Annotated in this window: 11 protein-coding genes; 8 read left to right on the plus strand and 3 right to left on the minus strand. The window is 58.0% G+C overall.

What is annotated here, in order from left to right; all coding sequences use genetic code 11:
* Nucleotides 1-168: 168 nt before the first annotated feature.
* Together GNG29_RS04955 and ppnP are read left to right on the plus strand one after the other, a co-directional pair.
* The gene (locus GNG29_RS04955; RefSeq protein WP_103178441.1) at nt 169-846 is read left to right on the plus strand and encodes an AroM family protein; all 678 of its coding nucleotides are present in this window, start codon (nt 169-171) and stop codon (nt 844-846) included.
* Nucleotides 847-918: 72 nt separating this feature from the next.
* Nucleotides 919-1,203 (plus strand): pyrimidine/purine nucleoside phosphorylase, encoded by a 285-nt coding sequence (gene ppnP, locus GNG29_RS04960; RefSeq protein ID WP_103178442.1) that lies wholly within the window; start codon nt 919-921, stop codon nt 1,201-1,203.
* Between the two features lie 45 nt (nt 1,204-1,248).
* Here the strand turns inward: ppnP and rdgC are convergent, their stop codons facing one another.
* Complete coding sequence (rdgC, locus tag GNG29_RS04965; protein ID WP_156653981.1) at nt 1,249-2,160, minus strand: recombination-associated protein RdgC; 912 nt, start codon at nt 2,158-2,160, stop codon at nt 1,249-1,251.
* A gap of 124 nt (nt 2,161-2,284) precedes the next feature.
* Here rdgC and mak point away from each other — a divergent pair, with 124 nt between their 5' ends.
* Nucleotides 2,285-3,190, plus strand: a complete 906-nt coding sequence (gene mak, locus GNG29_RS04970) for a fructokinase (RefSeq protein ID WP_197431831.1) — start codon at nt 2,285-2,287, stop codon at nt 3,188-3,190.
* Nucleotides 3,191-3,226: 36 nt separating this feature from the next.
* On the opposite strand, the gene sbcC is transcribed toward mak, so the two are convergent.
* Both sbcC and sbcD read right to left on the minus strand, forming a co-directional pair.
* Nucleotides 3,227-6,358, minus strand: a complete 3,132-nt coding sequence (gene sbcC / locus GNG29_RS04975) for an exonuclease subunit SbcC (protein ID WP_156653983.1) — start codon at nt 6,356-6,358, stop codon at nt 3,227-3,229.
* Complete coding sequence (sbcD, locus tag GNG29_RS04980; RefSeq protein WP_156653984.1) at nt 6,355-7,560, minus strand: exonuclease subunit SbcD; 1,206 nt, start codon at nt 7,558-7,560, stop codon at nt 6,355-6,357. Before sbcD ends, sbcC begins: the two co-directional genes overlap by 4 nt.
* A gap of 194 nt (nt 7,561-7,754) precedes the next feature.
* Between sbcD and phoB the strand changes: the two genes are divergently transcribed.
* The 5 genes from phoB (at nt 7,755) to malZ (ending at nt 14,891) form a co-directional block, all read left to right on the plus strand.
* Entirely contained in the window at nt 7,755-8,444 is a 690-nt protein-coding gene (phoB, locus tag GNG29_RS04985; RefSeq protein ID WP_039031479.1) for a phosphate response regulator transcription factor PhoB, read from the plus strand.
* 21 nt (nt 8,445-8,465) lie between these two features.
* On the plus strand, nt 8,466-9,761 hold the full coding sequence (gene phoR, locus GNG29_RS04990) for a phosphate regulon sensor histidine kinase PhoR (RefSeq protein WP_103178446.1): 1,296 nt from the start codon (nt 8,466-8,468) through the stop codon (nt 9,759-9,761).
* 409 nt (nt 9,762-10,170) lie between these two features.
* Nucleotides 10,171-11,490, plus strand: a complete 1,320-nt coding sequence (brnQ, locus tag GNG29_RS04995; RefSeq protein WP_103178447.1) for a branched-chain amino acid transporter carrier protein BrnQ — start codon at nt 10,171-10,173, stop codon at nt 11,488-11,490.
* A 78-nt stretch (nt 11,491-11,568) separates the two neighbouring features.
* On the plus strand, nt 11,569-12,942 hold the full coding sequence (proY, locus tag GNG29_RS05000; protein ID WP_103178448.1) for a proline-specific permease ProY: 1,374 nt from the start codon (nt 11,569-11,571) through the stop codon (nt 12,940-12,942).
* 131 nt (nt 12,943-13,073) lie between these two features.
* A complete protein-coding gene (gene malZ, locus GNG29_RS05005; protein WP_103178449.1) occupies nt 13,074-14,891 on the plus strand; it encodes a maltodextrin glucosidase in 1,818 nt (605 codons plus the stop codon).
* The last annotated feature ends 5 nt before the right edge of the window (nt 14,892-14,896 follow it).

Here is a 14,896-nt window from a genome sequence, read left to right on the forward strand (position 1 = left end):
ATTAAACGGAGGGTAATGTTCAGGTTTAACAGACACATTCTGTCAGGCACGTGGATCTTTACATTCCAGCGGTTGAATCTGCTGCTACGCTTTTCAGCACTTTTTCCTGAACAGCGAAGTGTGCCTGTATCTGTGTCACGGTAGTGGTTGTATAGAAAGGCGAGAACGATGAAGGCAACATTGGCGATCCTCACGATTGGGGTAGTCCCGGTAAGCGAAGTACTACCGCTCTTAACGGAGCATATTTCTGCGCAACAAATTACGCATCACAGTTTGCTCGGTACGCTGAGCCGGGAAGAGGTCATGGAAGACTACGCCCCTGAACCGGGCGAGGCGCAGCTGCCTACCCTGCTCAGCGACGGCGAGCTGGGAAACGTCTCGTTGCCGAAGATCGCGTGCGCCCTGCAAGGCGTGATCGAAGTGCTCGATAACCAGGGCTATGAGGTGATCCTGCTGATGAGCACCGCGCCCATCACTGGCCTCGTCGCCCGCAATGCAATTTTGCTTGAGCCGACGCGGATCATCCCGCCGCTGGTCGGATCGATTGTCGATGGCCATCAGGTGGGGGTGATCGTGCCGATCCCTGAGCTGATGGAGAACCAGTCCCGCAAATGGCAGTGCCTGGTTAAGGCGCCGCTGCTTGCTGTAGCCAATCCTTTCTGGGACAGCGAAGAGAAACTGATCGACGCCGGGCGCGATCTGCTGGCCCGCGGCGCAGATGTCCTGATGCTCGATTGTCTTGGTTTTCATCAACATCACCGTGATTTACTGCAAAAACACCTGGACGTGCCGGTGCTGTTATCAAACGTGCTGGTGGCCCGGCTGGCCTCGGAATTGCTGGTCTGATGATTTTGCGTGACAGGTACGGAGTGTCACCCCTATATTGGGTTGACAACCAACGACAATAAGGACCAGTCCATGCTTCAGACTAATGAATACTTTTCCGGTAAAGTGAAGTCCATCGGTTTTACCAGCAGCATTACTGGCCGCGCCAGTGTTGGCGTAATGGAAGAGGGGGAGTACGCCTTCGGTACCGCGCAGCCAGAAGAGATGACCGTGGTGAGCGGCTCGCTCAAAGTGTTACTGCCGGGGGAAACGGAGTGGAAAGTCTATAACCCGGGCGATGTTTTCAACGTGCCAGGCCACAGCGAATTCCATCTGCAGGTTGCGGAACCTGCCTCTTATCTGTGTCGTTATCTGTAAAAAAAAGAGCCGGGTTAACCCGGCTCCGATCTCTGGTATGAAGCATTAACGCTGTGCTTCGCCGCCCAATCCTTCTACTACGCTCTTAATCAACGCCGCCAGTTCACCCGTCATCAGAATGAAGTCAGCATCAAAACGCTGGGCATAGTCGTCCCGGTCGATATCGTCGTTCTGATCGCGCAGCTCGTCGGAAAACTTCAGGCGTTTGATCGAGCCATCGTCACACATCATGAACTGAATGCGCTGCTGCCAGTCGAGGGCCAGCTTGGTCACCAGTTTGCCAGCTTCGATATGCACGGCGATCTCATCGCTGATCAGCTCCTGCTTCTTGGCGCGGATCACGCCCCCATCTTCCAGGATCGCTTTCAGCTCGGCTTCGTCCAGCAGTTGGAAGCCCTGCGGGACGTTGTTGCCCCGTACCCACTCGGTGAGGGTCAGCTCGATCGGGTTTTCCATCGTCAGCGGCACCACCGGCAGCGAACCGAGGCTTTTACGCAGTAACGCCAGAGTATCTTCTGCTTTTTTGGCGCTGGCGCAGTCGACCATAATCAGGCCGTTAACCGTGTCGATCCACATCATTGTCTGGCTGAAGCGGCTAAAGGCGCGCGGCAGCAGGGAGTGCAGCACTTCGTCTTTCAGCGAATCTTTCTCAGTTTTTTTCAGCTTACGGCCCTGTTCGGCTTCCAGCTTAAAAATTTTGGCTTCCAGCGCCTGCTTCACCACTGGCGTCGGCAGGATCTTCTCTTCCTTACGCGCGCAGATGATGATTTGACCATTGGTAGTGTGGGTCAGCGCATCGCTCTGTGATCCCATAGGCGGAACCCATCCGGTTTTGGCCATATCCTGGCTGCCACACGGGGTAAATGCGTAAAGGTCTAACTGTTTTTCCATCTCGTCTGCACGCAGTTCGATATCGCGGCTGAGACGGTAAACCATCAAATTTTTGAACCACAGCATGATAATTTCCACGGTCTTGTCGTTTAATTCAGCGGGCATGATAGCGAATTGTCGCATCGCTTGCATTGCTAATCGGGTAGCAGGCTTCTACTCTGTTGATAATCAAAATAATGAGGAACGTTCTGTGCGAATTGGTATTGATCTCGGCGGCACGAAAACAGAAGTCATTGCCCTTGGCGAGCAGGGGGAGCAGCTGTTCCGCCATCGCCTCCCTACCCCGCGTGACGACTACCGGCAGACCATTGAAACCATCGCTACTCTGGTGGAGATGGCCGAAAAGGCCACCGGCCAGACCGGCACGGTCGGTATGGGGATCCCGGGGTCGATTTCGCCCTATACCGGGGTGGTGAAAAACGCCAACTCGACCTGGCTTAACGGCCAGCCTTTTGACCGCGATTTAAGCCAGCGCCTGAACCGTGAAGTCCGGCTGGCCAACGACGCCAACTGCCTGGCGGTGTCAGAGGCCATCGACGGCGCCGCGGCGGGGGCACAGACCGTATTTGCGGTGATCATCGGTACCGGCTGCGGCGCAGGCGTGGCCTTTGGCGGGCGCGCCCATATTGGCGGCAACGGCACGGCTGGCGAGTGGGGACACAATCCGCTGCCGTGGATGGATGAAGACGAACTGAAGTACCGCGCTGAAGTGCCGTGCTACTGCGGCAAACAGGGCTGTATCGAGACCTTTATCTCCGGCACCGGCTTCGCCACCGATTACCTTCGTCTGAGCGGGCATCCGCTAAAAGGCAACGAGATCATGCGTCTGGTGGAAGAGCAGGACGCCGTCGCGGAGCTGGCGCTCAGCCGCTATGAAATGCGGCTGGCGAAGTCGCTGGCGCACGTGGTGAACATTCTCGACCCGGATGTGATCGTCCTGGGCGGCGGCATGAGCAACGTTGACCGTCTCTATAGCACCGTTCCCCAGCTGGTGAAGCAGTGGGTGTTTGGCGGCGAATGCGAAACCCCGATCCGTAAAGCGGTGCACGGCGACTCCAGCGGCGTACGCGGCGCAGCCTGGCTGTGGCCAAACTGACAGGGCAAAAGCCGGGTGACGCGTAGCGCTCCCGGCTTACAAAACAGCAAACTCCTTATCCAGCCTGCTGTACCCCAGCCCGTTAATCTTCTTCACTTTGATCTGCACCGGGATGCGCTCCTTCATCGCCTCGACGTGGCTGATCACCCCAATGGTTTTGCCGCTGGCATTCAGCGCATCCAGCGCGTCCAGGGCGGTATCCAGCGTTTCGCTGTCCAGGGTGCCGAAGCCCTCGTCGAGGAACAGCGAATCAATTTGCGTTTTGTGGCTCACCAGGTCGGAAAGCGCCAGCGCCAGCGCCAGGCTTACCAGAAAACTTTCGCCACCGGAGAGGGTGCGGGTATCGCGCACGGCATCCGCCTGCCAGGTATCCATCACCTCCAGCTCCAGCGCGTCGCTGGCCTTGCGTTGCAGCAGGTAGCGGCCATGCAGACGCATCAGCTGCTGGTTGGCGAGCCATACCAGGTTGTCGAGAGTTAAGCCCTGGGCAAACTTACGGAAGCGATCCCCCTCTTTGGAACCGATCAGCGCATTAAGATAACCCCAGTCATCCGCCAGGCGGGCCGCCTCCTCAATTTGTTGCATCAGTGCCTGCTGGTGCTGGCGATTGTCGCTGTCCTGTTTAAGCTGCTGGCGGATCTCCCCCTGGCGGGTGGTGTTTTCCCGCAGTTTCAGGCCGAGCTGCTGAAGCTGTTCCTGCAGGGCCGGCGCGTCCGTCGTCAGGCCCGCCGGACGTTGTTCCAGATGTTCGTTCAGTCGTTGACCGGCCTGCTGAAGCAGGGCCGTGGTCTGCTGGATCTGATTCTCCAGAGTCTGTTTCAACTGCTCCAGACGCCGAACCGTATCGCCATCCAGCAGGGCCGCCAGAAATGTCTCCCGATCGCTAAAGATGCTGGCAGCCAGCGCGGCGGCAAACTGCGCCTGCGATTGTTGTAAACGTTCGCTTTCCAGCGTGTACTGCTGCTGCAGCGTGGCGAGCTGGCTTTGCAGGGAGACGCACTCGGTATGGATTTCGCGCCAGTTATCCGGGATCGCACTTTCCACCTGCGTGGAATCCGTTGCCGGAAGGGTCTCCAGCAGCGGTGCCAGGGCGGTGATGCGCTCCCGCAGGGCGCTGTGCTGAGTCTGCCGCTCCTGCCAGGCCAGCGACTCTTTTTCCCGTTCCGCAAGCCAGGCCGACTCGGTACCGTCCTCCGGTGCCGCCAGCGACAGGGCATGAAGCGTTTGCGCCATAGCCGTGCGCGTCGCCAGAAGCTGCTGCTGGTAAAGCTGAAGCTGGGCTTCCTCTTCACTCAGCTGGCTTTGCAGGGTCAGGCGTTGGCTCAGCTGGTAAAGCTGCTGTTCGTACTGCTCCTGTTTAGCCAGCCATGGGGCGATGTCGTCCTGAATGTTCAACTGCACAGAGAGGGTTTCACACACCGCATTCCACTCTTTAGTGAGCGCTTGCTCATCCTGAAAGAGCGTCTGCGCTTCGCTTGTTTCGCGCTGAAGCTGGCTGTTTAGCGCATTTACCTGCCCCAGAACCAGCAGGCCTTCCTCTTTGAGTGCGGCGACCTCCTTTTCCATCGCATCCCGGCGGCGCTGGTTTCCGGTGAGCGCCAGGGCCTGGTATTGGGCAATGGCCGGATGTTCGGTAGAGCCGCAGAGCAGGCAGGGCTTTCCGGCCTCCAGTTCCGCCCGGTAGCTCTCCAGCTTCTTAATCTTCTCTTCCTGCTCACATAAGGTTTTGAGATCGAGATAGTGCTGGTTTTTCTCTTTGTACTGCTGGCGGCGTAGCGTCAGGGTTTCGTTCAGTTTTGCCAGCTCGGCCTGGGCCTTTTGCACGCTTTCGCGAGTCTGCCGCGATCGCTGTTGCAGAGGCTGATAGCGGGCATGCAGGGTAGTCAGGCGCTGGCGTGCCGCGCGGGACTGCGTCTGGAGTGCCATCTCGCTGGTGGTCTGTTCTGCGGTAAGCGTCAGAGCGCTCTCCGGTAATCCCGCCAGCTTCTGGCGTAACGCCGTGATACGCCCGGTCAGCGTCGCGATCTGGGTTTTATCGCGATTAAGCTGGGTGAAGTGGGCGCGCCAGCCTGCAATCTCCTGGCCCCACTGGCGGAAGCGGTCGTGGTTGGTAAGCCACTGGGTGAGTGCAGCCAGCTCGGTTTGCAGCCTGTCGTGCGTGCGCAGCGCCCCGTTACGAATGCCTGAACGCAGCGCCGTACTGGACTGTAAGCGAGTATTCACATCCAGCATCTGCTGTTCCGTCTGCGAAAGCTGGGCAAGCTGCTCCTGCTGCCGCTCCCAGTGCGGGCGCAGCAGGGCCGCAGGCTGGGCGAGATGCAGTTTTTCCAGCTCCGGCGTGGCGTCCGTCAGGGCCTGCTGCGCCTGTTGCTGCGCGGCCTTCGATCGCTGTTGCTCCCGCACCAGCTCATCGTGGCGGGTAAGCCACTGATAATCTTTCTGGAGTCCCTGCTGCTGCGCCAGCAGTTGCGCTTCTTCGTCAGTAAGTACCTGCAAACCTTGCTGAAGCTGCTGTAGCTGCTCTTCGCTGAGCAACACCACGCCGGCCGCCTGGGCCTGGCGCTTCTCCAGCTCGCTGCGTGCCGCCTTATGTTTTTCAAACACCATGGCGGAGATCTGGCCGTAGATTTCCGTGCCGGTCAGCTCCTCGAGCAGTTCGGCGCGCTCTTTCGGTTTGGCGTTCAGAAAGGCGGCGAATTGCCCCTGGGATAAGAGCATCGAGCGGGTAAAGCGGTCATAGTCCAGCCCGGTCAGAGAGGCAACCAGCTCCAGCTTGTCCTTCACTTTATCTGCGAGGATCTTCCCGTCCTTGCACTGGGCGAGCTCCACGCGGGGCACCTGCAGGTTGCCGTCCGGCTGGTTGCGCGCCCGGTTCTGGCTCCAGAACGCACGATAAGCTACCCCTTTGACTTCAAACTCGACCTCGGCGAGGCACTCAGCGGTGTCGCGGGTCATCAGATCGTTTTGCGATTGCGAGACCGTATTCAGGCGCGGCGTCTCGTGGTAAAGCGCCAGGCAGATGGCATCCAGCAGGGTGGTTTTCCCGGCGCCGGTTGGGCCGGTGATAGCAAACAGGCCATTGCTGAGGAAGGGTTCGGCGGTAAAGTCGATTTTCCATTCGCCCTTGAGCGAGTTAAGGTTTTTCAGGCGCAGGCTGAGAATTTTCATGCCTCATCCTCTTCATTGCTGAGGGCGTGGATCGTGTGGCTGAACAGCTCGTTTAGCCGGGCCCGCTGGGTATCATCCAGGGTTTCCTGGGCGAGTCGGCGCTCAAAAACCTCCTCAACCCGCAGCTCGCTGAGGGTTTCACGCAGGTTGCTGGCAAGGCTTCTCTCGCGCTGCTCGCGACTGCGCCGCACCAGCAGGACCTCTACCGGCAGATCGTCCGTCAGCTGCTGGATCTTACGCTGCATATCGTGCAGGTACTCCTCGGTGGTGAGTTCGATATCCAGCCAGACGGGAGGCGTCTGCTCCACGCCGCGCCACTGCTCAAGTTGGGCGGTGATCGCCGCCAGATCGCCCTTCAGCACCGCCAGCGGCTGGGTAATGGGCACCTCAAGCGATTCGACGCTGCTGAGCTTGCCCTGGTCGAAACTCACCAGATGAACGCATTTGCTTTTGCCGGTTTCATCAAAGCTGAGGGGAATAGGGGAGCCGCAGTAGCGGATATGTTCGCAACCGCCAATCATCTGCGCCCGGTGGATATGGCCCAGCGCTATATAGTCAGCGGCCGGGAAGTGCTGCGCGGGAAACGCATCCAGCGTACCGATATAGATGTCACGTACCGCGTCACTTTTACTGGCGCCGACGGTGGTGAGATGCCCGGTGGCGATAATCGGCAGTACGCTGTCGCCGCGAAGCGCGCAGGCCTGGGTATATTGCTCGGCATAATAGTGGGTAATGGCCTGCAACAGCTGCTGCTGTTTCTCAAGCCCGGAGAGGCCCGCCTGGCTTCGCACCACGTCCCGGGGGCGTAAAAACGGGATCGGGCAGAGTACCGCGCCGGGGGTGCCGTCGCGTCGGGTCAGAATTTGCGGCCCATGTCCGGCGCTGGCGACCACGGTGGTGTTGAGAAACGCCAGAATCTCACGGGATTCGTTCAGCGTGGCGACGGAATCATGGTTGCCGGCCACAATCACCAGATGGCAGCCGGTTTTTTGCAGATTGACCACGAAACGGTTATAGAGCTCGCGCGCGTAGCTGGGCGGCGAGCCGGTATCAAAAATATCCCCGGCCACGAGGATGGCATCCACGTCATGCGATTGCGCCATCTCAAGCAGCCAGTTGAGAAACGCTTCATGTTCGGCGGCGCGGCTTTTACTGTAAAAATTTTGTCCCAGGTGCCAGTCCGAGGTGTGAAGTATGCGCATAACAGATCCGTGGCAAAAAATGGTTAGCGGGATTATAAACTTTCAGGGGGAGGAAGATAACCGCTACAATCGGGGCTGCCATAAAACAACGGCTTGCCTTTATGAGCGGGCGCGTTTTTCATAAATCTGTCATAAATCTGACGCATAATGACGCCGTATTACAAACATGTAACCTTAATAAGACAGGGCTAAGTATGGCGAGACGTATTCTGGTCGTAGAAGATGAAGCACCCATTCGCGAAATGGTCTGTTTCGTGCTCGAACAAAATGGCTTTCAACCGATAGAGGCCGAAGATTACGACAGCGCGGTGAACCAGCTCAACGAACCCTGGCCCGATCTGATACTGCTCGACTGGATGCTGCCTGGCGGCTCTGGCCTGCAATTCATCAAACATATTAAACGTGAAGCGTTAACCCGCGATATTCCGGTGATGATGTTAACGGCCCGCGGCGAAGAGGAAGATCGCGTTCGCGGTCTGGAGACCGGCGCGGATGACTACATTACCAAACCGTTTTCCCCGAAAGAGCTGGTGGCGCGCATTAAAGCCGTAATGCGCCGTATTTCACCGATGGCGGTGGAAGAGGTGATTGAGATGCAGGGGCTGAGTCTGGACCCTACCTCGCACCGCGTGATGACCGGTGAAAATCCCCTCGATATGGGACCAACGGAATTCAAACTGTTGCACTTTTTCATGACCCACCCGGAACGCGTCTATAGCCGCGAGCAGTTGCTCAACAATGTCTGGGGCACTAACGTCTATGTTGAAGATCGCACGGTTGATGTTCATATCCGCCGTTTGCGCAAGGCACTTGAAACCAGCGGTCACGATCGCATGGTGCAGACCGTCCGCGGCACGGGTTATCGTTTCTCAACCCGTTTCTGAACAATGACAGGAGTGTGACGCGTGCTGGAACGGCTGTCATGGAAAAGGCTCTGTTTTGAACTGATACTCTGCTGTATTCCGGCCCTGATCCTCGGGGCCGTAATCGGTTATTTACCCTGGTTTTTGCTGGCGGCAGTCACGGGATTGCTGATCTGGCACTTCTGGAATCTGCTCCGCCTCTCATGGTGGCTATGGGTTGACAGAAGTATGACCCCGCCGCCAGGAAGCGGCAGCTGGGAACCCCTCCTGTATGGCCTGCACCAGATGCAGATGCGTAATAAAAAACGCCGACGCGAGCTGGGCAGCCTGATCAAACGCTTTCGCAGCGGCGCCGAATCGCTGCCGGATGCGGTGGTATTGACCACCGAAGAGGGCGCGATGTTCTGGTGTAACGGACTGGCGCAGCAGTTGCTGGGCCTGCGCTGGCCGGATGATAACGGGCAGAATATCCTCAACCTCCTGCGTTATCCGGAGTTCGCCCAGTATCTGAAAAAACGCGATTTTACCCGCCCGCACAATCTGGTCATGAACAACGGTCGCCATCTGGAGATCCGCGTGATGCCCTACAGCGACCAGCAGTGGCTGATGGTGGCGCGGGATGTGACGCAAATGCACCAGCTTGAAGGGGCGCGGCGCAATTTCTTCGCCAACGTCAGCCACGAGCTGCGCACCCCGCTGACGGTATTGCAGGGCTATCTGGAGATGATGCAGGAGCAGACGCTGGAAGGCGCGCCGCGGGAAAAAGCGCTGCATACCATGCGCGAGCAGACGCAGCGCATGGAAGGGCTGGTGAAGCAGCTGCTGACCCTCTCCCGCATTGAGGCGGCGCCAACCCTGGCGCTGAATGAAACCATCGATGTGCCGATGATGCTGCGGATGCTGGAGCGCGAAGCGCAGACCTTAAGCCAGCAGCAGCACCAGCTTACCTTCGAGGTGGATAACAGCCTCAAAGTACGCGGCAGTACCGACGAGCTGCGCAGCGCCATCTCTAACCTGGTCTATAACGCGGTGAATCATACCCCGCCCGGCACCCACATCACCGTGCGCTGGCAGCATGCGCCAACGGGAGCGGAGTTCAGCGTGGAAGACGATGGTCCCGGTATCGGCCCGGAGCATATTCCGCGTCTTACCGAGCGTTTTTACCGGGTGGATAAGGCGCGCTCCCGGCAGACGGGGGGCAGTGGCCTGGGGCTGGCGATTGTTAAACACGCCATTAATCACCACGACAGCCGCCTGGATATCGTCAGTACGCCGGGGAAAAGTACGCGTTTTAGCTTTGTGATCCCGGAACGTTTGATTGCCAGTAACAGCGCCTGACGGCGTCACTGTAATCAGAAATTGCCACAGGCCAGCCAATGCTGGCCTGTTTGCTTTGCAGTTCAGCGCAGCGCGAATAAATATTATACGCCTGTTGCTTTTTTGTTCGCATGATTAGCCATGAGTTTTTCTTATAAATGGTTTATTATCCCACTTCTAACTTTCGAGTTGGCATATTGTTCTGGTTTTGAGATCCCATATTGCCTTTAAACGTTATAAGCGTTTAAATTGCCACCCTGATATCGTCGGACAGACTGTATTTGCGTGGTAAATCGAAAAACTATTCTTCTCCACGCCGGTAGGGAAGCATTTCCCGCTGAGGTTGCACATTTTTTCCGCTGTTTTGTTCCGCAACGGATAGCGAAAAATTCAACGTTTTCAACACCACATCCACAGGCAGTAAGGTTTTATGACCCATCAATTGAAATCGCGCGACATCATCGCGCTGGGCTTTATGACATTTGCGCTGTTCGTTGGCGCGGGTAACATCATCTTTCCTCCCATGGTTGGCTTACAGGCGGGTGAACACGTCTGGACGGCGGCTATTGGTTTCCTGATTACTGCCGTGGGTCTACCGGTGTTGACCGTGGTTGCGCTGGCGAAAGTCGGCGGCGGTGTCGATAGCCTGAGCACCCCTATCGGGAAAGTCGCAGGTATTCTGCTGGCAACCGTCTGCTATCTGGCCGTCGGCCCGCTGTTTGCCACCCCGCGTACCGCGACCGTCTCCTTTGAAGTGGGTATCGCTCCGCTGACCGGCGACGGCGCTATGCCGCTGTTGATCTATAGCCTCATCTACTTTGCTCTGGTGATTCTGGTCTCCCTCTATCCGGGCAAGCTGCTGGATACCGTGGGTAACTTCCTCGCGCCGCTGAAAATCGTGGCCCTGATTGTGCTGGCCGTGGCTGCCGTTATCTGGCCTGCCGGCCCGATCAGCGATGCAATGGACGCCTACAAAAATGCCGCGTTCTCTAACGGCTTTGTGAACGGCTACCTGACCATGGATACCCTGGGCGCGATGGTGTTTGGTATCGTCATTGTGAACGCCGCCCGTTCCCGCGGCGTGACCGAAGCGCGTCTGCTGACCCGCTACACCATCTGGGCGGGTCTGATTGCGGGCGTAGGCCTGACATTGCTCTATCTGGCGTTGTTCCGTCTGGGTTCTGACAGCGCGGCCCTGGTAGACCAGAGCGCAAACGGCGCGGCTATCCTGCATGCCTATGTTCAGAACACCTTCGGCGGTTCGGGGAGCTTCCTGCTGGCGATCCTGATCTTCCTGGCCTGTCTGGTGACGGCGGTGGGCCTGACCTGCGCCTGCGCCGAGTTCTTTGCCCAGTATCTGCCGCTCTCTTATCGTACGCTGGTGTTCATCCTCGGTATCTTCTCCATGGCGGTCTCTAACCTCGGTCTGAGCCACCTGATCCAGGTCTCCATTCCGGTACTGACGGCCATCTACCCGCCGTGTATCGTGCTGGTGGTGCTGAGCTTCACCCGTGGTTGGTGGAATAATTCTTCCCGAATTATTGCCCCGGCCATGTTTATTAGCCTGCTTTTTGGTATCCTTGACGGCATCAAAGCATCGGCTATTGGCGATACGCTCCCTGCCTGGACACAGCGTCTGCCGCTGTCCGAACAGGGCCTGGCCTGGTTGATGCCTACCGTTGTTGCACTGGTTCTGGCCGTAATCTGGGATCGTGCTGCGGGGCGTCGGGTAACGTCGAACGCGCACTAATCAACGGATAAATGTTCAACCACGGGGCTTATGGCCCCGTGGTTTTTTGTTTTTTTTGTGTTGAATGGCAAGACGTAAATGGAAAGCTCTAACAAACTGAAGCGGGGCCTTACCGCCCGCCACATCCGCTTTATGGCGCTGGGTTCTGCGATCGGTACTGGTCTTTTTTATGGCTCGGCAGATGCCATCAAAATGGCCGGTCCCAGCGTTTTGCTGGCGTATCTTATCGGCGGTGTTGCCGCCTACATCATCATGCGCGCGCTGGGGGAGATGTCCGTTCATAACCCCTCAGCCAGCTCCTTCTCCCGCTATGCGCAAGACAACTTAGGCCCACTGGCGGGCTATATCACCGGCTGGACCTACTGTTTCGAAATCCTGATTGTCGCCATTGCCGACGTAACGGCCTTCGGCATCTATATGGGCGTCTGGTTCCCGGCGGTCCCGCACTGGATCTGGGTGCTCAGCGTGGTGCTGATCATCTGCGCCATCAACCTGATGAGCGTGAAGGTGTTTGGCGAACTGGAGTTCTGGTTCTCCTTCTTTAAAGTGGCCACCATCATCATCATGATTGCCGCCGGTATTGGCATCATTATCTGGGGTATCGGCAACGGCGGCGAACCAACCGGCATCCATAACCTGTGGAGTAACGGCGGCTTCTTCAGTAACGGCTGGATAGGCATGGTGATGTCGCTGCAGATGGTGATGTTTGCCTACGGCGGGATCGAAATTATCGGTATCACCGCCGGGGAAGCGAAAGATCCGGAGAAGTCTATTCCGCGCGCCATTAATTCGGTACCGATGCGTATCCTGGTCTTCTACGTGGGCACGCTGTTTGTGATCATGTCCATCTATCCGTGGAACCAGGTGGGCACGAACGGTAGCCCGTTTGTGCTGACCTTCCAGCATCTGGGGATCACCTTCGCCGCCAGTATTCTGAACTTCGTGGTGCTCACCGCATCGCTCTCCGCTATCAATGCCGACGTGTTCGGCGTGGGGCGTATGCTGCATGGTATGGCCGAGCAGGGCAGTGCGCCGAAGGCCTTCGCCAAAACCTCCAGCCGCGGTACGCCGTGGGTGACGGTGCTGGTGATGACCGTGGCGCTGCTGCTGTCGGTCTATCTCAACTACATCATGCCGGAGAATGTCTTCCTGGTGATCGCGTCGCTGGCGACCTTTGCCACCGTCTGGGTCTGGATGATGATTCTGATGTCGCAGATTGGCTTCCGTCGCCGTCTGTCGCCTGAAGAGGTAAAAGCGCTGAAGTTTAAAGTGCCGGGCGGCGTGGCAACTACCGTTGCTGGCCTGATCTTCCTGGTCTTTATTATCGGCCTGATTGGTTACCACCCGGAAACCCGCATCTCGTTGTATGTCGGCTTTGCGTGGATTGCGCTATTGCTGGTGGGGTGGGTCTTTAAACGCCGCCGCGAGCGCCAGTTAGCAGAAGCTCAGTAACCGAAATGCCCGGCAAACGCCGGGCATTTTTCTCCTCCCCCTTTCTCCTCCCCCAATAAATCTCTCCATGAGGAGGGAACATCAACTACCCTGTGGCAAGGTGGCCTCATTTCTGGGAAAGGGGATAAAAGATGTTGAATGCATGGCACCTGCCGGTTGCCCCATTTGTTAAACAAAACAACGACAAACTTGTCATTACCCTGTGGCTGACAGGGGAAAACCTGCCTGAGCGGGTGACGCTACGCGCTGAATTCGATAACGAAGAGACCTCGCTGCCGATGCATAAGCAGCGCAGCCAGCCGCAGCCCGGCGTGACGGCCTGGCGGGCGACCATTGACACGACGAAAGGGCAGCCGCGGCACCGCTACAGCTTCAAAATGCTCTGGCATAACCGCCAGCTGTGGTTCACCCCGCAGGGCTTCAGCCGCTTTCCTCCCGCCCGGCTGGAGCAGTTTGCCATTGATTACCCGGATGCCGGACCGCAGTGGGTAGTGGAGCAGGTCTTCTATCAGATCTTCCCGGACCGCTTTGCCCGCAGCCAGCGGCGCAACCCTGAGCTGGACAAAACGTATTATCACCATGCCGCAGGCCATGAGACGATTTTCCGCGCGTGGGACGAACCGGTCACCGCCCAGGCGGGGGGCTCCACCTTTTACGGCGGGGATCTCGACGGCATTAGCGAAAAGCTGCCCTGGCTGAAAAAACTCGGCGTCACGGCACTCTATCTCAATCCGGTGTTTGTCGCCCCCAGCGTGCATAAATACGACACCGAAGATTACCGCCACGTGGATGAGCGGTTTGGCGGCGACGAGGCGCTGTTACGCCTGCGGGAAAATACCCAACGGGAGGGGATGCGCCTGATTCTGGACGGGGTGTTTAACCACAGCGGGGACTCCCACGCCTGGTTTGATCGCCACAACCGCGGAACCGGCGGCGCCTGCCATAACCCGGACTCGCCCCACCGCGACTGGTACAGCTTTGACGACGAGGGCCGCGCCCTCGACTGGCTGGGCTATGCCAGCCTGCCGAAGCTCGATTATCAGTCGTCAGGGGTGGTGAACGAGATCTACGGCGGCGAGGAGAGTATTGTTCGTCACTGGCTGAAAGCGCCGTGGAGTATGGACGGCTGGCGGCTGGATGTGGTGCATATGCTCGGAGAAGAGGGTGGGGCGCGCCATAATCTACAGCATGTCACCGGGATCACCCGTTCGGCGAAGCTGGCCAATCCGGAGGCCTTCGTCTTTGGCGAGCATTTTGGCGACGCTCGCCAGTGGTTGCAGGCCGACGCGGAAGATTCGGCGATGAACTACCGCGGCTTCACCTTCCCGCTGTGGGGCTTCCTTGCCAACACCGACATCTCCTACGATCCGCAGCACATCGACGCTGAAACCTGCGTGAAATGGATGGATAACTACCGCGCCAGCCTGTCCCATCAGCAGCAGCTACGCATGTTTAACCAGCTCGACAGCCATGACACCGCCCGCTTTAAGTCGCTGCTCGGTAAGGATGTCGCCCGCCTGCCGCTGGCGGTCACCTGGCTGTTTACCTGGCCTGGGGTGCCCTGTATCTATTACGGCGATGAGGTGGGGCTCGACGGCAACAATGACCCCTTCTGCCGTAAGACCTTCCCATGGGAGGCTGAAAAGCAGGACCAGACGCTACTGGCGCTCTATCAGCGGCTGATTAAGCTGCGCAAGCAGAGCCAGGCCCTGCGCTACGGCGGCTGTCAGGTGGTCTACGCCCACGACAACGTGGTGGTGTTTATGCGCGTCTACAACCAGCAGCGGGTGCTGGTGGCGATTAACCGGGGCGATGCCTGCGAAGTGGTGATAGATGACTCGCCGCTGCTCAACGTCAAACAGTGGCAGCTGAAAGAGGGGAAAGGGGTGGCGCAGGAGGGCGTACTGTCGCTACCGGCGATCTCCGCCTCGGTCTGGTTCGGCAGTTAATGTCG

It is taken from the genome of Leclercia sp. Colony189 (assembly GCF_009740165.1).
In the GTDB taxonomy this organism is placed as follows: Bacteria; Pseudomonadota; Gammaproteobacteria; order Enterobacterales; family Enterobacteriaceae; genus Enterobacter.

Excerpts from the sequence above, each read along its gene's own strand:
- GNG29_RS04955 (WP_103178441.1), top strand. The coding sequence starts at position 169 with ATGAAGGCAACATTGGCGATCCTCACGATTGGGGTAGTCCCGGTAAGC.
- ppnP (WP_103178442.1), top strand. The coding sequence starts at position 919 with ATGCTTCAGACTAATGAATACTTTTCCGGTAAAGTGAAGTCCATCGGT.
- rdgC (WP_156653981.1), bottom strand. The coding sequence starts at position 2,160 with ATGCTGTGGTTCAAAAATTTGATGGTTTACCGTCTCAGCCGCGATATC.
- sbcC (WP_156653983.1), bottom strand. The coding sequence starts at position 6,358 with ATGAAAATTCTCAGCCTGCGCCTGAAAAACCTTAACTCGCTCAAGGGC.
- sbcD (WP_156653984.1), bottom strand. The coding sequence starts at position 7,560 with ATGCGCATACTTCACACCTCGGACTGGCACCTGGGACAAAATTTTTAC.
- phoB (WP_039031479.1), top strand. The coding sequence starts at position 7,755 with ATGGCGAGACGTATTCTGGTCGTAGAAGATGAAGCACCCATTCGCGAA.
- brnQ (WP_103178447.1), top strand. The coding sequence starts at position 10,171 with ATGACCCATCAATTGAAATCGCGCGACATCATCGCGCTGGGCTTTATG.
- proY (WP_103178448.1), top strand. The coding sequence starts at position 11,569 with ATGGAAAGCTCTAACAAACTGAAGCGGGGCCTTACCGCCCGCCACATC.
- malZ (WP_103178449.1), top strand. The coding sequence starts at position 13,074 with ATGTTGAATGCATGGCACCTGCCGGTTGCCCCATTTGTTAAACAAAAC.